The organism is Bacillus fonticola (assembly GCF_012955605.1).
Lineage (GTDB): Bacteria > Bacillota > Bacilli > Bacillales > JC228 > Bacillus_CG > Bacillus_CG fonticola.
In genome coordinates, this window is the sequence record NZ_CP052135.1 from 2111606 (window position 1) to 2130302 (window position 18697).

The window sequence follows — 18697 nt, forward strand, 5'->3', positions numbered from 1 at the left end:
AGAAGAGGAAAGCGGTTTTTCCCGATTTCCTCTTTACCCAATTTTCACTTAGTATAAAATCCACTATTTTCTTGTTGAATAGCTTGGTGTAGCGTTGCATTCAACGTATTCGCAATAATGTTTGCTGTGTCTTCCATAAAAACATCTACTTCTTTCGGTGTCACCATTAAATTATGTCCGAGCGGTGACAAAACCTCACGAATGAGTTGGCGTTTTTCCTCTTCTTCCAGAGTCCCTACCATTCCGAGAAATGACTGGCGCTGCTCTTCTTGGGGGAGATCCTCCTCTGTGAGCGTTTTCCGTTCGCCAAACGTCATGCCTGCTGGTGCAAGAGAACGAGATGGACGATCGCCTTCTTTCATTTCCCTACCAAAGTGCTTTAAGATGAAATCGATCGTATCACTCGTAATACTCACAGCGTCCACAACAGTTGGCACACCGATGGCTATAACAGGAATTCCGAGCGTCTCTTTACTTAGTTCTTTGCGTTTATTCCCGATCCCGCTCCCTGGATGAATTCCTGTATCAGACACTTGAATCGTGCTGTTCACGCGTGTAATAGAACGAGATGCCAATGAATCAATGGCAATTACAAAGTCTGGCTTCACCTTCTCAACTACTCCGAGGATGATATCACTTGTCTCGATCCCTGTTAGCCCCATCACCCCAGGAGAAACGGCACAAACGGGTCTATATCCTTCCTGCACTGTTTCGGGTTGTAGTGCAAAGAGGTGCTTTGTAACGTACAAGTTTTCACAAACAAGTGGCCCGAGGGCATCTGGGGTCACATTCCAGTTCCCAAGACCTACGACGAGACAAGTGTCGTTCGGTCCAACGCCAACATCTTGTAAAAAGGCCCCTAACTCTTTGGCAAACACTTTTTCTACTGTTTGCTGTACATCTATATTTTCTGTCCGTATTCCTTGTGCTTCTAACGTTAAGTATCGACCTCTCTTTTTTCCTACAGTTCGTTCTCCAGTTTCTGTAATTGTTAGAGAGGACACGTGAACACCATCTTCTTCACGCTCTTCTACTATAACGCCATCTAATTCAGAGGAAGACGCCTCATCTGTTTCTGTAGCCATGTCTCTCGCTTCAACAGCTAAATCAGTCCGTACTTGATATAATTTAGTATCTTCAGCGCTTTGCTCGTCCATTAAACGTTTCCCTTTTCCCATGATATTCGCCCCTTTCCTACTATGAAATTTAGCGTTCCCGGTTAACGGAAGTCTCATGCGAAAGTGAAATGCGATACAGAAACTATTGCAAACGGTAGTTCCCTTTGATAAAATTACATTTGTTCTCATGACGAATAGAGAAAAATGGGTTTATGAACCTAAGATTTTGTAGGTAGGAGGTGGATGAGATTGCCTAATATCAAATCTGCTATCAAACGTGTGAAAACGAATGACACGCGCTATGCTCGCAATGCAGCTCAAAAATCTGCTATGCGCACAGCGGTTAAAAAAGTAGAAGCAGCGGTTGCGAACAGTAATGCACAGGCTGCACAGGATTCTTTAAAAGTAGCTGCGAAGCACCTTGACAAAGCTGTTAATAAAGGAATTCTTCATAAAAATGCGGCAAACCGTCATAAGTCTCGCTTGACGAAACAAGTGAACGGACTGCAAGCATAAATCACCTAGCGCAAGCAGGTTGAGTTGATTAACTTGCTGTAGCTAGACAATGAAAAAAGGAGCCTGCCTGTGCTGGCTCCTTTTTGATGTTCTTATTTCACAATAGTAAACAGTAGCATTTCAAAAGCGAGTTCTTTGTCCATTGTCCCCGTTTTCATGGCTACATCTGTATTAGCACACGTTTGCAAAATGTCCTTTAACTTCTGGTTAGGGAACGCTTTTCCTTGTGTTCGTGCCATTTTTACTCGAAACGGGTGAACACTAAGTATACTCGCCATCTTTTTTTCAGAATATCCTTTTCCTTCCAAACCACGCACTTGTGCCATCAAGCGAAATTGGTTATGTAACAAGGCTAACATACGAATAGGCTCTTCTTTTTGTTTCAACAAATCTTCCAACAAGCGAAACGCTTCTCCAGTTCGTTGATGAACAACATGTTCCAAAAAAGTAAACACATTTGCATCCAATGTTTTACTGACAAGCTGATCGCAAATTTCTTGTGTTATTGTGCCACCAGCACCTGTATATAAAATAAGTTTTTCTGCTTCTTTCATGCTTACAGTTAATGTCCCTTGGCAAAGGGTAATAAAATAAGCCAGGGTGTTTTGGGAAATGGCTACCTGGTTCTCTTGTATGTACTCATAAACCATTTTTTGCACGTTTTCTACATTCGGAGACTGACATGAAATGACTTCCCCTGCTGACTTTAAAGTCTTCACAATTTTTTTGCGTTCATCGAGTTTTTCCGCGCGTACGGTCAACACGACCGTTGAGAACGAAGCGGGATTCGTCGCATAGGAAAGGATGGAGTCCAATACATGCTCTACTTTTTGCTTCTGTTTTGCCCCCGTGAGGAAAGTGGCTTCTCTACCAATTAAAAGGCGATGTGCAGAGAAAAAAGGAACCGTTTCGGCATCCATTACCAACTCTTGCACAGACACTTCATTCAAATCGTATCCATCCGTTTCAACATCTTCTTTTTGTTGCAATGCAGCTTGAATACGTCGTATAGTCTCTTCCCTTACATAATCTTCACTTCCATAGAGCACATATAAAGGAGACACTTTCCCTTGCTGTAACGATTTCCAAATTTGTTGCACCGTGTTCACGTCCTAGAGTTTCTTTTCTACATGGTACAATAAAAGAGGAAGGATTGGCTACGTGAAAGCCAATCCTCATCTATATGAACGCAGTCTCTTACGTGTACTTGTTTGGGAAGAGACTGCGGTATCGCAATCACAATAGGTTCAAAGTAGGAGAAGGAAACTTCGAACTTTTCAATCCTTCTCGTCATAAGTAGTGTAGCCAGTAGCTTCAAAAGTATGGATGACAACTCTTGCTAGGGTAGATTTTTCATCTTGGTTTCTTTATAATAAAAGCGATTAGGAGGGCTAGTCATGAACGATTTCGAAAAAGACGTCCAAAGTAAACGAAATGATGCGGTCGACTCCGCTGTCGGATTTGTTGTCTCTTTTGGTTTTTTCGCAACGATGTTTGTTATTGCAGTACTCATTCAATTTTTCGGCACCATGTAGTCGTTGCTAGGTGGCTCACTTACTGAGACCACCTTTTTTCGTTCACAACATCAACTGTCCTTTTCTATCTTATGGTATGGCGGTTCGAAAGGTGCCGAACCAATTTGTAAAGAAGTAACTCACTGTGCCGTTTTCAGCCGTTGTAAATAGAGTCGTGCCTTCCAGACGCTTAATTACTTCTTCGTGTGGATGTCCATAGTTATTTTCCTTCCCGACTGAAATCCAAGATATAGACGGGCTTAATTGCGATACCCATTTTGCTGAAGTAGACGTTCTGCTTCCATGATGCCCTGCCTTCAGCACATCCGCTTTTATTTGTGGGTAGGCAGCAAGTATGTCCTGCTCTCCTTCTATTCCTAAATCTCCTGTTAATAAGAATGTTAAAGAACCAGCTCGCAAAAATAGAACAAGCGAACGATCGTTTGGATCTTCTGACAACAAATCCTGTTCACCTGGTGACAACACATCGAGTTTCGTTCCTCTAAGAAAAATACGATCCCCTCGCATTACTTCACGAACACTACCTTTCACCCTATACTTAGCAGCCTCCCCCTCTGCGACAATGAGTTCCTTTACATACATATTTTGTAAAAGTGTTTCAATCCCACCCGAATGATCAATATCCTCGTGCGTAACGATAAGTGCATCTAATTCTCGTACCCCTCTTTGTTTCAAAAAAGGAAGAATCCTGTCTTCTACATAGCGATCTTCTTCTAAAAAATACCCACCTGTATCTACAATAAATGTACCTCCGTCATAAGGCATTCGCACGAATAGACTGTCTCCTTGCTCCACATCTATCATGGTCACTTCGCCCATTGGTGCTGAAAAAAAACCCATTATCTGTACAAACAAGGCAAAGAGAACGATCTCCACACCTTTTGCATATTGATCCCATTCAAACCTTTGGATAGCCAGTACCACGGCCACAACTAGTAAGAACAGTTCGACAAATGATGGTGCTCCGAAAGTAACAGAGGAGAAGGGCAGCCCTTTAATAGCTTGAACAGCCCATTGTAGCCCTCCATTTAGGAATTGAATCCCTGTAGACAGTACACTACCAAGAGAAGGTAAAACAAAGGCTGCTATCGTCAACAGAAAACTAACGGGTATAAGAAAGAGTGTGTACACCGGAACAAAAATGAAATTTGCGATGAGACTGTAAGGAGAGTACGTGTAGAAGTTGAGAAGTAACAGAGGCAAAGAACCTACTTGTGCTAATAGAGAAACACGGATAAACACCCATATCGCGTGTGAAGTCGAAGCGAGCAAAGACTGACTAGAAAGAACGAGAATGAGTGATACAGCAAAAGAAAGCTGAAAACCAACTGCTAATAATAAAAATGGATCAAGCCATAGTAATAGCAGTAAACAAATACTCCAAATACTTACAGGATGCACCTTATGGCGGATAGGCCAAGCAAGAAAGGCCAATACGGTCATCCCAACTGCCCGCTGTACGGAAGGGGCTCCACCCGCAATGATCGTATAACTGAGTAAGATCCCCCCTAAACCGATCATGGCAACAACTCGTGGCAATCCTAATCGAAGTAACAATTGCAAACATCCTAAGGAAAAAATCCCAACGTGCAATCCTGAAATCGCTAGTATATGTGACAAACCGAGCGTTTGAAATGCTGCTACTTGTTCCTCGTCCAGCGAACTACGATCTCCAAATACTAACGCTTTGACCGTAGCTGCTACGTCTTCCTGATAAGTATTATCAATCTTTTGAAGAAAAGCATAGCGAATCGTCTCTAAGGTAGGCAAGCGTTGTGTTTGTTGGCACACGGGGACTTCGTTTGCCACTACAGTTCCTACAACACCAATAGATTTCATGTAGGCTTCTTCAGGGAATGTACCTGGTACTGTAGTGCGGGATGGAGATTCAAACTGGAAGGATGCTGAACAGATCGTTGCAGTGGGTGTCCATTTAGGGAGAGGGTCGTCTGTAAAAACGACAAGTTGGAACTCATCATCCCCCACTTCGGACAAGGAGGGGCTACTGACAAGCTCAACCGTGGCTCGAAACCCGCCCTCAAAAGCAATAGGCATTGATTTGACCTGCCAGTCTCCTCTAATAGTTTCCAACTGTTCATACAGAGAGACACGTTCCATCATGAATTGAGCCGTGTAAGCAGTGTGAAGATAGAAGGGGAGAGCAAGGAGAGCAGACCAAAGTACCACCTTCCACCTAAAAAGAAATAATTGCAGTAACAAAATCACAATACTGAACAAAAAACTATACACAGATGGTACAAGAACCGTCCACACTACCCCAACGGTGAAAAGGGACAAGCACAATAATCGGGACCATATCATCCTTTAGTAATTAGATCCGTAAGAGCGCTGTGTTCAAATGGAATGTGCATCACAGTAATTCCTGCTTCTGCTAACAACTCTACCGCGTACGGGTGATTATGATAAACATTTGCATAATATACGTGTGAAATACCTGCTTGAATAATCGCTTTTGCACAGTTAGGACAAGGAAAGTGGGTTACATATATGGAGGCACTGTTCGTTCCCACACCAAGCTTAGCACACTGAAGCAAAGCGTTCATTTCCGCATGAACCGTACGTACACAGTGACCCTCTACTACATAACAACCTACATCAATACAGTGCGTGCTCCCCGCTACGGAGCCGTTGTAGCCATTGGCAATCACACGATGATCTCGAACAATCGTGGCGCCCACAGCTAACCTTGTACACGTGCTTCGCTCCTTAACAAGGTGGCACTGCGCCATAAAAAATTGGTCCCAACTAATACGCTCATTCATCATAATGGTCTCCCTTTTATTCATCTTGTCTTTTATTGTAATACCCGTTCTCCATTCTGCTCAAGAGGTATTTTCTTACGGAACGAGAACATCATTTTGAATTTGCTCAATTGTTTTCTCCCCGATCCCATTTACTTGCAACAAGTCTTCTAAACTTCGAAAAAGTCCGTTCGTTTCTCGGTACTCTACGATTGCCTCCGCTTTTACTGGACCTATTCCTTGCAAAGTATCAAGTTCTTCCACCGTTGCGGTGTTGAGTGATATCCTTCCTGATCCTATAGGTGATTCACCTTCCCTTTCTTCCACGATTTCGCCTATTTTCGGGACGTATACACTCATTTCATCTGTAACGTATTGTGCCAGTGATAGACTTTTTTGATTAGCCTCTACAGTTAATCCGCCTGCCTTTTCAATTACGTCAATGACTCGTTCTCCTTGTGTGACTGTGTACACTCCTGGCTTTTTCACTGCACCCTTCACATCCACCATCCATTCAGTTGCCGATAGTTTATCCTGTTGTTTTATTTGAGTATTATTCATCTCTTCTGTTTCTGACAAAGGGGGTTCCACAGTAGATATGGGTTCTTTTTGCGTCATAACACCCCAAATAATAATGGTCGTGGTCATAGCAATGCCCGCTAAAATCCATGGAACTTTACTCTTCCTAATTCCTCCCCTTTCTGTGGTCGTCCACAATGAGTTTGACATCGTTTCCACCTCGTCTTTCATATTTGCACTTGTTGATTCATACATTGAAAGGAGACTGTTTTTGTAAAGAAGGAGGGATATCGAAATGCACGTAGGAGTCATTGGAACTGGGAACATGGGCAGGATTCTAATTGAAGCGATGGTGGAATCGGAAGCCGTTTCACAAGCCTCGGTTTCCATTCATAACCGGACGCGTTCAAAAGCTGAAAATCTCCAGCAACAATACCCTTCTTTAACTGTCGTCGACTCTCCAGAAGCGTTGGCCGAACGGTGCAACCTTCTCTTTCTTTGTGTGAAGCCGAAGGATATGCATGCACTCTTAGAAAAAATTCGTCCTGTTTTGACGAAGGAACAATGTATTGTTTCCATTACGAGCCCGATATCGGTAGAACAGCTATCACAAATGTCCCCTTGCTCGACAGCAAGAATGATTCCAAGCATCACAAACCGAGCTTTAGCAGGGGTATCGTTGTTCACCTTTTCTAAAACGTGTACAAAAGAATGGAGACAAATGTTGTGGACATTCGCTGAGCAGTTCTCTACACCTCTCGAGATCGATCAGTCGATAACCAGAGTGGCATCAGACATTATTAGTTGCGGACCAGCCTTCTATGCCTACATGACAAGGCGATTCGTTCAAGGAGCAACTAAGGAGACGATGATACAAGAAGAGACTGCTACTAAGCTGGCGGGAGAAATGTTAATAGGACTTGGTGAGTTGTTAAAGCAAGGGCATTATACACTTCCCACACTACAGGAAAAAGTATGTGTTAAAGGCGGTGTCACTGGAGAAGGAATTCGCGTTCTTGAGGAAGAGCTAGGAGATGTGTTCCGGCACCTTTTCCTCGCAACCCATGAGAAGTTTGACGAAGATGTAGAGCTAGTAAACAGACAGTTTCAGCAATCTACTACTTAAATCGATTCGACATTTATAAACAAATTCCTGCAAGAATTTCGAAAAAAGTGGCGAAGACTTATTTGTCATCGCCACTCTTTTTTCGTGCAACAAAGAAAGCCCGCTCACTGTCTTCAGAAAGGTTTCCCCTAGGTCCACTGCTCACGCTCACCACTACAAAACCGGCCTCTTCCAGCCAATTTCGTAATGAAGTAAGCTCATATGCTCTCTGTACATGCGTTTCCTCCCAGCGTTCATACATGCCATTTTCTTGCTGAACAAAAAAGGTTACATCATGTGTGACTGTATCGGGCTCTTCATAAGTACATTCCCAAATGTAACTTGCCTCGTCACCTGCAAAAGCGAACGTTTCATCCGCAAAAATGTTTCTGATCTTGTATGGTGTGTGCACATCAAATAAAAGTAATCCTCCCGGTGCTAACGTCTCTGCCACTCGTTTGAACAATTGCTGTATTTCGGAGCTATCTGTAACGTAGTTCAACACATCACACATCATCACAGCGCCATCCATGTTAGAAAACCCTTCTAAATTCACGATGTTTTGCTGCAAAAATAACGGTGAAAGCGAGAGCATATCTGCTTTCTCCTGTGCAACCGTGAGCATTTCTGCTGAGAGGTCAACCCCAACAAGCTGATGACCAGCCTGTTGAAGACGCAGAGTCATTTCACCTGTTCCACACCCTAGATCTAACAAGTGTAAGGACGGACGCGAAGACGACGCGAGCAGTTCTTTCTCTGCCCATTTTGCCCATTCGTCATATGGTACTTCTTCCATTAGCCTATCGTACACTTTGGAAAACCATTCATAACTCACTGTGGAATCACATCGTCAACAGTGAGGAGTTCAGCATCTCCCCACAGACGTTCTAAATGATAATACGGGCGCTCGTCACGATGGAACACGTGCAGAACACAGTCACCTGCATCGAGTAATACCCACTTTGCCTCGTCAAATCCTTCTAGTCGTTTGACCTGATACCCATGTTTATCAGCTTGTTTTTTTGCTTCTCTAGCAATAGCCTGGACTTGTGTATCAGAGTTTCCATGACAAATAACAAAGTAATCTGTGAGAAGTGAAATTCCCTCCATACGTAAAATGGTCACATCGTGCGCCTTTTTCTCGACGACAGCCTCTACTATGTGTGTTAATTGTTGTTGATTTCCCAATCGTTTTACCCCTTTCGCTGTACAAATGCATTATAGGTTTCTAAAGTTAACGGATAAATCATTACTTGTCTATCCAGTAGAAAGCGTATCGTGTGTTGTGAAACGGCGATACACGCTTCCTCTAAGGATTGCTTCGCTTTTTCTCGTAACTGCTCTACTCCAGGATATGTACGACCAGGTTCAATCGCATCAGCAACAAACACAACTTGCTCTAACGGCATCATATTGGGTCTTCCTGTCGTATGACTTGCAATTGCCAACAATACCTCCCGATCTGTAACGCCCCATTCGCGTTCTACGAGAAGGGCTCCTACAGGGGCATGCCACAATTCATGATGGTACTGTAAGAGTAAGTCCGGAAGTATAGGTTCCTCACGAATTATGCGCTGCATTTCATCACGATCTCGATATTTTGCATAATCATGAAAAATGGCTGCCATTTCAGCCTTTGCCATATCGACCCCGTAGGCTTCTGCAAGTTCAAGAGAAGATTCCACAACACCTAGTGTATGCTCGTAGCGGGCTTGCGGGAGCACTTTTTTCACAACAGTGAGTGCTTTAGCTCGTTCCATATAGTCCCTCCTTCCGAATCCAATTCCATACATTATCCGGTACAAGATATCGAACATTTTCCCCGTTGTTCAATTTGCTTCGAATCATAGAAGAAGAGACCGCCATGCTTGGCACTTCAACTTTTGTGAACTCGTACGGTGAATGAGTAGAATACCCTTCCCGCTCGACACCGATAAACTCTACTAGCTTGACGAGTTCTTCAATACGATGCCATTTCGGCAAGTAAGCAATCATATCCCCACCTATAAGAAATGAAAATGAAGCATCAAGGTACATTTTTTTTAGCGACAACACCGTATCAACCGTGTATGATTTCCCCGAACGCTCAAGCTCGATCCCACAAAAGTGAAAAGATTCGTTCTCCTCACAAATGAGTTTGACCATTTGTGATCTTGCTTCGTCAGATACTGCGTTCGACTTGTTTTTATGTGGGGGAGTACTCGTTGGAATCCACCACACCTCATCCAACTGGCATCTTTTCAACACTTCGTTCGCGATAATACAATGCCCAATGTGGGGAGGATCAAAGGTGCCTCCAAACAATCCGATGCGACGAGTCATTGATGCTTTTTCGGTAGCTCAATTTTTTTATTTTCTCTACTTTCTTTGTACAAAACGATTGTACTACCGATTACTTGAACTAGTTCAGCTCTAGCTCCTTTAGAAAGCTTTGCAGCGACCTCGTCTTTATCTTCCGCACAGTTTTGTAGTACGCTAACTTTCAATAGTTCTCGTGCTTCGAGAGCATCCCGTATTTGTTGAACTAGGTTCTCTCCAACACCTGCTTTTCCTACTTGGAAAATCGGTTGAATGTGGTGTGCTTTCGCGCGTAAAAAACGCTTTTGTTTGCCTGTTAACATGTTGCTGTCCCTCCTAACTGGTTCGTAATCAATCTTTTCCATGCCTCAATAGGCGCATCCGCTTCAGTCCACAGAGAAAATGCTAAGCGCGCTTGATGAACAAACATTGGAATCCCGTTTTGTACGCAACACCCTTGGTTTCTTGCTGCTGTTAAGAGCTTTGTTTCAAAAGGGGTGTAAATGATGTCTACAACGCACGATCCCTCTCGGAAGTGCGCTTCTATTGGAGATACATTTATATGAGGATACATACCGACAGAAGTGGTTTGCACCACTAGATCATACATCGTGCAGTCAACGATTCCTTCTTCGTAAGCTAGTACTTCCCCACTATGAGAAAATGGACTTTCCTGCAAAAGATTTTGGGCGTTACCTGCTGTTCGATTATAAACATCTACTTGGCGAATCCCCGCGTCATGGAGCGTGTATAAAATAGCTTTCGCTGCACCGCCAGCCCCTATAATAAGCACCCGATCACCTGTATTGACTTTACGCACCTCTTCTAACCCCTTTAAAAAACCAACGCCATCCGTGTTATACCCTACATATTCTTCCCTAACTTTCACAACCGTGTTCACAGCACCGATCGCTTCACATAATGGATCAAGACGATCTAGATGTTGCACGATCGTTTGCTTATGTGGGATCGTCACATTCCACCCTTGAATGTCTAAAGTTCGACAGGCAGTCACAAAGGCCGCGAGTTGATCATTTTTTATATGAAATGGCTGATAGTGTGCCGCTATATCAAGCTCATCAAACGCATAGTTGTGCAAAAGAGGCGATAGGGAATGAGCAATCGGATCGCCAACAACTCCATATAACTTCATTACTCATCCCTCCTATAAAATAGCTTTGCGCACTAAACAGGTTACCCCTTTTGGTACGTATGCGCGCACACGGACACCTGGTGGAATTCGTACCCAACCAAGACCACTAAACACAATATCACACTCTTCGTTCTTACTAGACAATTCTTGTGCTGTTAAGGAAGGGAACGCTGCACTTCGATCCTTCGTTGGTGGCGTTAACATTTCACCAACGTGTTCTTCATAAAGAGTATCTGCCCGTTCTGTTTTTGTCCGGTGTATATACAAATCGTTTGCTACATACACAACAAATGAGGCGTGATCACCACTAAGAAAATCTAATCTGGCCAATCCGCCTAAAAATAACGTTTGTCCTTCGTCTAGCTGGTACACTTTTGGTTTAATTTCCTTTTTTGGTGTGATCGCTTTTAACTCGTCTGCTGTGAGTACATGCGCCATCTGATCGGCATTGACAATTCCAGGTGTATCATAAAGTGCTTGTCCGTCCTCAAGACCAATCTCAATAAGTCCAAGCGTCGTTCCTGGGATTTGTGATGTTGTGATAAGCTCCTTCTCCCCCATCGCTTCTTCTAATACTTTGTTGATAAAGGTAGATTTCCCTACATTGGTACAACCGACTATGTAAAGGTCCTCTCCTTCACGAAGGGCATCCAATCGCTGCATTGCCTCTTGAACACCTGTACCTTTTTGAGCACTTACTAATAAAACATCTTGGACTGTTAATCCGAGTTGTTTTGCTTCGTATTTCATCCAATGAATCAATCGTTCATGAGAAGCAGATTTAGGCAATAAATCTACTTTATTCGCAATGAGAACACATGGATTACTACCGATCATTCTTTGTAATCCCGGCAAGAAACTCCCGTGAAAATCGAAAATGTCAACTACTTTCGCAAACAATCCTTTACGTGAGCCAATTTCGTGAAGAAGCTCCAAGTAATCAGAGTCTGTCAACGATACAGAAGGCGTTTCATGGTAGTGTCGCAAACGAAAACAGCGCTGACAATAGGGGATATCCCTTGTGAGCGCTTGCTTTGGCGCAAAGCCTATTTTGTCTTGTTGCTCTGTTTGAATATCAATACCACAACCTGAACAAGTGATCATACCTGTTCCTCCCATTCTAACAACCCTTTTCTTTTAAAGTAGCGTAAAATTCTTCGCTCTAGCTTGCGATTGAAACGGGTCATCCATCCATCCGAGCTTGACACAGGAACGACTAAGATCGTGTAAAATCCTCCACGATTTCCACCTAGTACATCTGTAAGTACCTGATCGCCAATAACGACGGCTTCCTCTCGTTTTACACTCATTTGTTTGATTGCCTTTCGGAAGGCTTGACTAAATGGTTTTCGCGCTTGATGAATAAAAGGAATCCGCAATGGATCTGCAAAGTTACGCACTCTTGTTTCATTATTATTAGAGACAACGGTGACAAGAATTCCTTCCGTTCGAAGCGCTTCGAACCAGCGAATTAAATTCGGAGTGGCAGTCGGACGATCCCACTCAATCAACGTATTGTCCAAATCAGTAATCACAGCTTTAATGCCACGCTCTTTTAACTTTGTTGGACTGATCTCGTATATACTTTTCACGTACTCGTTCGGCAAAAACTTTCTAAGCACTAGTTTGTGCCTCCTTTATTCTTGTATAGCATCTTCTTTAAGGAATTTCTTTTACACTACACCGTTCTAGCAAGAAAACTCCGTTTAAGGCGCGACATGATCCTGTGAGCGTGCATTTATCATACCGAAAAAACGTGTCTCTTTCAAAATATTTTCGAACCAGCTCAAACGAAACACTGGAGATTAGATAACAAAACACGACAAATTGTGATGCGAAATAAAAATAATTCGACAAAATATCACCTATTTCAACAGCTGTGGATAACGTTACACACACTATACACATTACTCACTCAACACTTCATCCTCTTTACACACAACATACCCACAACTTATCCACTGGCGCTTGTGGATAATCAGAACGCTTGTTCTCTTATAAATAATTTGGTAAATTAACAGTACACCACCTACTAGTATATGGTGATGTATAAAAAATAGAACGGCAAGTACCACGGAGGTGAGTGAGGAAGATGCGTAGGCTGTCCGATGAACTACTAGTTGAATCTTATCAAAAAGCAAAAGAGCTAAAGCTAAGCCACGAATTTATTTGCCTCATTGAAAGCGAGCTCCAACGACGTTCGCTCATGCACAAAATGACGATTACCCCATAACTTTTCTCCTCCATCGCAACCGGTGGAGGTTTTTTTTGAAAAACACCTAAAAAAACCTGACAACAGAACAAATCGTTGTCAGGTTTTGCACTAACTAGAAATCACTCTTATTTTGTAAGTTCAAGAAACTCGTCAATATCAGCCACAATCGGTTTCAATGCATCCTCCCAGAAAGCGGGCGATGTTAAATCAACATGTAGATGCTTCTGAGCAAGATCTTCCACTGTCATGCTAGCTGTATCTTGTAATAAGGCCATGTAATCACTTTCAAAAGCTGTACCCTTTTCCAGAGCACGCCCATATATACCAAGTGAAAATAGGTACCCAAATGTGTACGGGAAGTTATAAAACGGGACTCCCGTAATATAAAAGTGAAGTTTTGCCCCCCAAAACATTGGATGTACATCGCTCAAAGCTCCACAATATGCCTCGTTTTGGGCGTCTGTCATCAATTCCTTCAGACGATCAACAGAGACTATCCCGTTTTTACGCTCCTCATAAAAACGCGTTTCAAAAAGGAAGCGTGCGTGAATGTTCATGAGCAACGCAACGGAACGCTGAATCTTGTCTTCTAATAATGCAATCTTTTCATCCTTAGATTGCGCATTGCGAACGGATGCATCACTCACGATCATTTCAGCAAAAGTCGAAGCAGTCTCTGCTACATTCATCGCATACTGACGATTTAAAGGATGGATATCACGCATTGCATAGGAATGGAATGCATGACCAAGTTCATGAGCGAGCGTTGAAATATTCGATGGTGTTCCACTATACGTCATAAAAATACGCGATTGTCCATCCTCTGGAAAGCCTGTACAAAATCCTCCAGGACGTTTCCCTGCGCGGTCTTCTGCTTCAATCCAACGATTTTCAAATGCGTTCTTCGTAAAAGCAGTGAGCTCTTCACCAAATTGTGCAAACTGCTCCAAAATAAACGCAGCACCTTCCGTGTAAGAACGCTTGGATCCTGTTGTCCCTATCGGCGCATCCATGTCGTACCATGAGAGCTGATCGACGCCTAGAAGTTGAGCTTTTCTTTCTAAAAATTCTACTAGCTTCGGTTTATGTTTCGTAATGGTCGACCACATTTGAGTCAACGTTTCTTCTTGCATACGGTTATAACGAAGAGGCTCGTGCAATACGTTGTCCCATCCCCTCGTTTCGTATGTACCTAACCGGAAACCAGCTAAATGGTTCAATGTTTTACCTAGGAGATCTGACTGCTCATCCCAGGCAGCTTCCCACTTTTCAAAAGCGTCTTTACGTACAGAACGATCTGGATGTGAGAAAAGATTTGACGCTTGCCCAGCAGACAGCTTTTTCGTTTCACCGTCCACCTCTACTTCGATAGAAATACGTTTTACAAGCTGATTATACAGTTGTCCCCATCCATGATAGCCATCGACAGCGAGCGTTTGCATAACTGCTTCCTCTTGTAGAGAGGCCTTCTCATTTGCCTTATCGCGGCGCTCATTTAATACGAAGGCCAATGCGGTAAGATCCTCTTGCCCTAACATTTGATTCCACAGTTCGTCATCAATCAACGCTAATGTCTGCTCAAAATTACCTAACGCCTTTTGTAGCGTAGCCGAAATCCTCGTCATTCGTCCACGCCACTCGTTCGCCTTTGTATCATGGACATTTTGTGCCTCTAAGCAGCTAACAAATGCTCCAGCTTGACGCATAGATTGACTTAATTCTGCAATCGTATGTAAGACGGGGTGAATAGAGGTTACCTCCTCAAGAGAAGTCGGTGCTTCCCAATTGTTTATCACCGTTGTAAAGGATTCTACCCGTTCTTGGAGAGAAGTGATATACGTGGCAAACTCCTTCGATTCACTGCCCCCAGGAAAAAATACGTCCAAATCCCAAGTATCTTGATAAGTGGTTGTTGTCATTCTGTCATCTCCCTTCACCTACTATTATACATTATATTCAGTATTCACACACACTTTCGAACAAGATGAAGGATGTAATGTTCTCAATGCGTCATCTCGCCTCTCGAAATAAAAAACCCCTCCTATAGGAGAGGCCAATTCGATTAGACATTTCCTTTGTACCAAAACCCAGCAAGTAATAGCAGCACTAAGAGCACAACGATTAATGCAAAATAAGCTCCGTATCCATACCCTCCACCATACGGACGATAAGGATATGGAGCATAATAATAGCCTGGGTACATATAAGTTCCCCTCCCATCGCCCTTTTTATATCGTATGACAAACCATGATCTTTGCACTGGGCCTTTGCCCTGTCTATGCCTAAAAAAAAGCGGGTTCTTCGCTATTCTCTACTAGACAACTCACAGTTCCACATACAAACACATAAACATATAGGAAATAACACCCGTCTGTACATGCCTGTTACGCACACATCTTCGTGTGATTCTGATCAACTGAAAGTCCTTCTAGGAAGGGATCTAACTACTACTTTACGAGGAGGAATGGATATGAAGGTCGTCGTATTTTGTCAAGTTTGTCACGGACAAGGCGTGATCAAATTGTATGGGGTCCTAACAAAAAAATGTCCGAAATGTAAAGGAAAAGGAAGGCAAACGATTCGAATCCGGGATGTCAAACAGTTACTGTAATTACTTTGGCTCATTTTCTTATAAAAAATCTCCGTTAAAATAGACTACTCTCGTCTTATCCTCTTTACTACTTTTCATTAAAGCTGACTCATTTCTATGAATATGGGAAATTTTTGATTGGGGTAACCACAATTCGTGTCAATCTTATGAACAGAAAGCTGTTCCCCTTTTCAAAATCACTAAAAATTGGGTACGCTATTGTGTAAGGAGGCGTGAATATGACACAATTTCGCAAGCGTACTAGTGTGATTGGATTGGGCGTGATTCTCTTATTAAGTGCTTGTTCAACAGAAGAGTTACCGAATGAAGAAGGACAAGCTAGCGACCCACAACTTGAAGAGAACGCTGCACCTGGTGAAGAGGCAGCATATAAAATATCCGCAGATGCAGAAACACCTATCGAGCATGTGCACGGGCTTGGATTTGATGGCGATACGGGCGAGCTTCTCTTTGCCACCCATGATGGTCTTCGTTTTTTCAATGATGGGGCATGGTATACAACAACAAGCAATCGTAATGATTATATGGGATTTCAAGCAACGTCAGAAGGATTTTATGCTAGTGGACACCCTGGCGAAGGAGCACAAGAAGGGCTGGTTAATCCACTTGGTCTCGTGAAAAGTACAGACCAGGGGGAAACGATCGAACCACTTAGCCTATTTGGTCAGGTAGACTTTCATTATATGGCAGCCAGTTACGAAGGAAAAAGCGTATATGGGCTCATAACCGCAGAAGTAGAGGATGAAAGTGGAAACGTAATGACACCTGGTATTTACCGCACTTCTGACGAAGGAAACACATGGAATTCTCTTGCCCTTAAAGGGTTCAGTGCCAACAGCTTTGGCATGATGGCAACACATGCTACAGACGGGGAAAAGTTAGCTATTGCAACACAACAGGGGGCGTATTTCTCAAGCGATGGTGGAGATACCGTTTCTCGTATTACAAAAGACAGTGAAAAGATTACCGCCATCGACTTTAAAGGAGAACAAATAATTTATGCGGCAGTAGATGGACAAGATATCGTCCTTCGTGTAATCAACACAGATGGATCTGATGTAAAAGAGCTCAACAACCCTTACTTAGACTTTGAAAATGCCATTACTTATATAACAGTGAACCCTGAAAATGAGGAAGAAATTGCATTTACAACTCTTGATATAGACGGATATCTATCATCTGACGGTGGCCAATCATTTCAGCCTATACTTGACGAGGGGCAAATGCAAGGGGCATAATACCAACTGAATATGCTGTGGATGTCAGTATAGTTCTCTACATATCTTTATTACATATGTACACAAAAGGAGACCCCTATAGATCTCCTTTTGTGTTTCCATCTATTTGCACCCCTACCGATTCCCTTGCCTTTTCTCTTTTTCTTGTCGGTAAAACTCATGAAACATCTTCATCAATGCCCTTTTTTCAATACGCGATACATAGCTGCGGGAAATTCCTAATTCCTTGGCAAGTTCCCTTTGCGTCTTTTCCTTCTGCAAATCAAGCCCAAAGCGCCCTACGATTACTTCTTTCTCACGATCATCTAAAACGTTCACAAACTTTTTCAGCTTCTCAATTTCTAACCCCTTTTGAATCGTCTCGACAACATCTTCAGAGTCCGATTTTAAAACATCAATCAAGGAAATCTCGTTCCCTTCTTTATCCTGACCGATTGGATCGTGAAGGGACACGTCTTTCTTCGTTTTTTTCAGCGCTCGTAAATGCATCAAAATTTCATTTTCTACACATCTAGCTGCGTACGTTGCGAGTTTTGTTCCTTTTCCTTCCGAGTAGCTTTCAATTGCTTTAATCAACCCAATTGTCCCAATGGAAATGAGATCTTCTGGATCCTCACCAGTATTTTCAAATTTCTTTGTAATGTGAGCGACAAGACGTAAGTTATGTTCAATGAGCATGTTGCGCGCGTGGGCGTCTCCTTCTGCCATTTCGCGTAAGTATCTTTTTTCCTCCTCGGGTGTGAGTGGTTGTGGAAACGCATTGTTTTTCACATACGAGACAAATAGAAGAAACTCTTTAACAAAAAACCCAATAGCCCCAATTAGTGACATCAACCCACCTCCTGAGTAAAGATCATCAATACATACAGAAGAAAATATATACGGTCACTTAATCGACTAGCTTCCGTATTTTAAATCGTCTGTATTTATACCTATGTCGCCCATAAGGAATTGTGTCTGTCCTTCTCCTTTCATCACCTACTGAACGTAAATTTAAAAATGGAATACTGTTACTTAATGGTTGACTGTTTCAGTTATGTATGTTGATAGTTTGCCTTGAGAACTCTTGAACACAGGACTATGTTTAAACGAAAATTGCCAAGAAAAGCATTCGCTTCTCTTGGCAATGTAAACATCTAGTATGTGAATTCACGGGTGCTCGGTTATAATGCACCTCTCTGATGTAGCGCAGAGCTGTTAGCACAACTACGCGCTATCGTCCTCTACCCAGGTTCGAATTTGCTGTGCATTCATTGATTTCCCCATTGTTCTTCCTCTCCTCTCTCTTGTTCCCTAGTAGGTTTTTATGGTAAATGGCGGTACATTTCGTGAGCGCGATTACGAGAAGCTTCAAAAATTTCCTTCACTTTCTCGTTGTGCACATAAGATTCTAAGGACTTTTTGTTGCGTGAAACGGTTACCGTGAATCCAACGAAGTTTAGGGTCTTCACATGTCTCCCTCCTTCCTTTGTTGCATTTTTAGGCACAAAAAAACACCGCTTTTTTGGCAAGCAGTGGTTCATACCTATGTATACACATGATAAGGAGTGCCTTTCCCTGAACAAGGCACACGCTCTACAGGCGCAGACAGTTAGAGCACTCACATCAGTGTGAGGTGTACGACACG

Annotated in this window: 23 protein-coding genes; 6 read left to right on the plus strand and 17 right to left on the minus strand. The window is 42.8% G+C overall.

All coding sequences use genetic code 11. The annotated features are described in order from the left end of the window. Positions 1–44 precede the first annotated feature (44 nt). Positions 45–1157, minus strand: a complete 1113-nt coding sequence (gpr, locus tag HHK01_RS10430) for a GPR endopeptidase (RefSeq protein WP_170008757.1) — start codon at positions 1155–1157, stop codon at positions 45–47. 210 nt (positions 1158–1367) lie between these two features. Here gpr and rpsT point away from each other — a divergent pair, with 210 nt between their 5' ends. After that, entirely contained in the window at positions 1368–1634 is a 267-nt protein-coding gene (gene rpsT / locus HHK01_RS10435) for a 30S ribosomal protein S20 (RefSeq protein ID WP_170007731.1), read from the plus strand. A gap of 92 nt (positions 1635–1726) precedes the next feature. Here the strand turns inward: rpsT and holA are convergent, their stop codons facing one another. Next, complete coding sequence (gene holA, locus HHK01_RS10440; RefSeq protein ID WP_170007732.1) at positions 1727–2734, minus strand: DNA polymerase III subunit delta; 1008 nt, start codon at positions 2732–2734, stop codon at positions 1727–1729. A gap of 297 nt (positions 2735–3031) precedes the next feature. Between holA and HHK01_RS10445 the strand changes: the two genes are divergently transcribed. After that, entirely contained in the window at positions 3032–3169 is a 138-nt protein-coding gene (locus HHK01_RS10445; protein WP_170007733.1) for a YqzM family protein, read from the plus strand. A gap of 69 nt (positions 3170–3238) precedes the next feature. Here the strand turns inward: HHK01_RS10445 and HHK01_RS10450 are convergent, their stop codons facing one another. The 3 genes from HHK01_RS10450 to HHK01_RS10460 form a co-directional block, all read right to left on the minus strand. Then, positions 3239–5260, minus strand: coding sequence for a DNA internalization-related competence protein ComEC/Rec2 (locus tag HHK01_RS10450; protein WP_228027544.1), 2022 nt, complete (start codon positions 5258–5260; stop codon positions 3239–3241). A gap of 227 nt (positions 5261–5487) precedes the next feature. Next, the gene (locus HHK01_RS10455) at positions 5488–5952 is read right to left on the minus strand and encodes a ComE operon protein 2 (RefSeq protein ID WP_407646958.1); all 465 of its coding nucleotides are present in this window, start codon (positions 5950–5952) and stop codon (positions 5488–5490) included. 75 nt (positions 5953–6027) lie between these two features. Continuing rightward, the gene (locus HHK01_RS10460; protein WP_228027545.1) at positions 6028–6705 is read right to left on the minus strand and encodes a helix-hairpin-helix domain-containing protein; all 678 of its coding nucleotides are present in this window, start codon (positions 6703–6705) and stop codon (positions 6028–6030) included. A 40-nt stretch (positions 6706–6745) separates the two neighbouring features. Between HHK01_RS10460 and comER the strand changes: the two genes are divergently transcribed. Next, positions 6746–7576, plus strand: a complete 831-nt coding sequence (gene comER, locus HHK01_RS10465) for a late competence protein ComER (protein ID WP_170007737.1) — start codon at positions 6746–6748, stop codon at positions 7574–7576. Positions 7577–7634: 58 nt separating this feature from the next. On the opposite strand, the gene HHK01_RS10470 is transcribed toward comER, so the two are convergent. The 8 genes from HHK01_RS10470 to HHK01_RS10505 are packed head-to-tail and all read right to left on the minus strand — an operon-like array spanning position 7635 to position 12628. Continuing rightward, positions 7635–8390 carry a class I SAM-dependent DNA methyltransferase gene (locus HHK01_RS10470; RefSeq protein ID WP_170007738.1) on the minus strand — a complete coding sequence of 252 codons (756 nt, stop codon included), beginning with the start codon at positions 8388–8390 and terminating at the stop codon, positions 7635–7637. Next, positions 8387–8743: a ribosome silencing factor gene (gene rsfS / locus HHK01_RS10475; protein WP_170007739.1), complete on the minus strand. Its 357-nt coding sequence runs from the start codon at positions 8741–8743 to the stop codon at positions 8387–8389. Before rsfS ends, HHK01_RS10470 begins: the two co-directional genes overlap by 4 nt. Positions 8744–8748: 5 nt before the next feature. Next, positions 8749–9315: a bis(5'-nucleosyl)-tetraphosphatase (symmetrical) YqeK gene (gene yqeK / locus HHK01_RS10480; protein WP_170007740.1), complete on the minus strand. Its 567-nt coding sequence runs from the start codon at positions 9313–9315 to the stop codon at positions 8749–8751. Then, entirely contained in the window at positions 9302–9877 is a 576-nt protein-coding gene (locus tag HHK01_RS10485; RefSeq protein WP_170007741.1) for a nicotinate-nucleotide adenylyltransferase, read from the minus strand. Before HHK01_RS10485 ends, yqeK begins: the two co-directional genes overlap by 14 nt. Continuing rightward, complete coding sequence (gene yhbY, locus HHK01_RS10490) at positions 9874–10176, minus strand: ribosome assembly RNA-binding protein YhbY (RefSeq protein WP_170007742.1); 303 nt, start codon at positions 10174–10176, stop codon at positions 9874–9876. The genes HHK01_RS10485 and yhbY overlap by 4 nt, the downstream gene beginning before the upstream one ends. Further along, positions 10170–11006 (minus strand): shikimate dehydrogenase, encoded by an 837-nt coding sequence (aroE, locus tag HHK01_RS10495; protein WP_170007743.1) that lies wholly within the window; start codon positions 11004–11006, stop codon positions 10170–10172. The genes yhbY and aroE overlap by 7 nt, the downstream gene beginning before the upstream one ends. Before the next feature lie 12 nt (positions 11007–11018). Next, positions 11019–12110 carry a ribosome biogenesis GTPase YqeH gene (gene yqeH / locus HHK01_RS10500; RefSeq protein WP_228027546.1) on the minus strand — a complete coding sequence of 364 codons (1092 nt, stop codon included), beginning with the start codon at positions 12108–12110 and terminating at the stop codon, positions 11019–11021. Then, the gene (locus HHK01_RS10505; protein WP_170007745.1) at positions 12107–12628 is read right to left on the minus strand and encodes a YqeG family HAD IIIA-type phosphatase; all 522 of its coding nucleotides are present in this window, start codon (positions 12626–12628) and stop codon (positions 12107–12109) included. The genes yqeH and HHK01_RS10505 overlap by 4 nt, the downstream gene beginning before the upstream one ends. Positions 12629–13098: 470 nt before the next feature. Here HHK01_RS10505 and sda point away from each other — a divergent pair, with 470 nt between their 5' ends. Beyond that, complete coding sequence (gene sda, locus HHK01_RS10510; RefSeq protein WP_170007746.1) at positions 13099–13239, plus strand: sporulation histidine kinase inhibitor Sda; 141 nt, start codon at positions 13099–13101, stop codon at positions 13237–13239. A gap of 107 nt (positions 13240–13346) precedes the next feature. On the opposite strand, the gene HHK01_RS10515 is transcribed toward sda, so the two are convergent. Together HHK01_RS10515 and HHK01_RS10520 are read right to left on the minus strand one after the other, a co-directional pair. Beyond that, on the minus strand, positions 13347–15140 hold the full coding sequence (locus HHK01_RS10515; RefSeq protein ID WP_170007747.1) for a M3 family oligoendopeptidase: 1794 nt from the start codon (positions 15138–15140) through the stop codon (positions 13347–13349). A 143-nt stretch (positions 15141–15283) separates the two neighbouring features. Next, a complete protein-coding gene (locus tag HHK01_RS10520) occupies positions 15284–15424 on the minus strand; it encodes a sporulation protein YjcZ (RefSeq protein WP_170007748.1) in 141 nt (46 codons plus the stop codon). A gap of 267 nt (positions 15425–15691) precedes the next feature. On the opposite strand from HHK01_RS10520, the gene HHK01_RS10525 reads away from it, so the two are divergent. Then, positions 15692–15832, plus strand: a complete 141-nt coding sequence (locus tag HHK01_RS10525; protein WP_170007749.1) for a hypothetical protein — start codon at positions 15692–15694, stop codon at positions 15830–15832. Between the two features lie 218 nt (positions 15833–16050). Beyond that, positions 16051–17070: a F510_1955 family glycosylhydrolase gene (locus HHK01_RS10530; RefSeq protein WP_170007750.1), complete on the plus strand. Its 1020-nt coding sequence runs from the start codon at positions 16051–16053 to the stop codon at positions 17068–17070. Between the two features lie 114 nt (positions 17071–17184). Here the strand turns inward: HHK01_RS10530 and sigK are convergent, their stop codons facing one another. Beyond that, positions 17185–17901, minus strand: coding sequence for an RNA polymerase sporulation sigma factor SigK (gene sigK / locus HHK01_RS10535; protein ID WP_170007751.1), 717 nt, complete (start codon positions 17899–17901; stop codon positions 17185–17187). Between the two features lie 473 nt (positions 17902–18374). Then, positions 18375–18521: a YrzI family small protein gene (locus HHK01_RS10540; RefSeq protein ID WP_170007752.1), complete on the minus strand. Its 147-nt coding sequence runs from the start codon at positions 18519–18521 to the stop codon at positions 18375–18377. Between the last annotated feature and the right edge of the window lie 176 nt (positions 18522–18697).

What these genes read in the sequence shown, in the direction of transcription:
- gpr (WP_170008757.1), bottom strand. Translation starts at nt 1,157, where the DNA reads ATGGACGAGCAAAGCGCTGAAGATACTAAATTATATCAAGTACGGACT.
- HHK01_RS10445 (WP_170007733.1), top strand. Translation starts at nt 3,032, where the DNA reads ATGAACGATTTCGAAAAAGACGTCCAAAGTAAACGAAATGATGCGGTC.
- HHK01_RS10455 (WP_407646958.1), bottom strand. Translation starts at nt 5,952, where the DNA reads ATGAATGAGCGTATTAGTTGGGACCAATTTTTTATGGCGCAGTGCCAC.
- HHK01_RS10460 (WP_228027545.1), bottom strand. Translation starts at nt 6,705, where the DNA reads ATGTATGAATCAACAAGTGCAAATATGAAAGACGAGGTGGAAACGATG.
- comER (WP_170007737.1), top strand. Translation starts at nt 6,746, where the DNA reads ATGCACGTAGGAGTCATTGGAACTGGGAACATGGGCAGGATTCTAATT.
- yqeK (WP_170007740.1), bottom strand. Translation starts at nt 9,315, where the DNA reads ATGGAACGAGCTAAAGCACTCACTGTTGTGAAAAAAGTGCTCCCGCAA.
- HHK01_RS10485 (WP_170007741.1), bottom strand. Translation starts at nt 9,877, where the DNA reads ATGACTCGTCGCATCGGATTGTTTGGAGGCACCTTTGATCCTCCCCAC.
- yhbY (WP_170007742.1), bottom strand. Translation starts at nt 10,176, where the DNA reads ATGTTAACAGGCAAACAAAAGCGTTTTTTACGCGCGAAAGCACACCAC.
- aroE (WP_170007743.1), bottom strand. Translation starts at nt 11,006, where the DNA reads ATGAAGTTATATGGAGTTGTTGGCGATCCGATTGCTCATTCCCTATCG.
- yqeH (WP_228027546.1), bottom strand. Translation starts at nt 12,110, where the DNA reads ATGATCACTTGTTCAGGTTGTGGTATTGATATTCAAACAGAGCAACAA.
- sda (WP_170007746.1), top strand. Translation starts at nt 13,099, where the DNA reads ATGCGTAGGCTGTCCGATGAACTACTAGTTGAATCTTATCAAAAAGCA.
- HHK01_RS10515 (WP_170007747.1), bottom strand. Translation starts at nt 15,140, where the DNA reads ATGACAACAACCACTTATCAAGATACTTGGGATTTGGACGTATTTTTT.
- HHK01_RS10520 (WP_170007748.1), bottom strand. Translation starts at nt 15,424, where the DNA reads ATGTACCCAGGCTATTATTATGCTCCATATCCTTATCGTCCGTATGGT.
- HHK01_RS10525 (WP_170007749.1), top strand. Translation starts at nt 15,692, where the DNA reads ATGAAGGTCGTCGTATTTTGTCAAGTTTGTCACGGACAAGGCGTGATC.
- HHK01_RS10530 (WP_170007750.1), top strand. Translation starts at nt 16,051, where the DNA reads ATGACACAATTTCGCAAGCGTACTAGTGTGATTGGATTGGGCGTGATT.
- sigK (WP_170007751.1), bottom strand. Translation starts at nt 17,901, where the DNA reads ATGTCACTAATTGGGGCTATTGGGTTTTTTGTTAAAGAGTTTCTTCTA.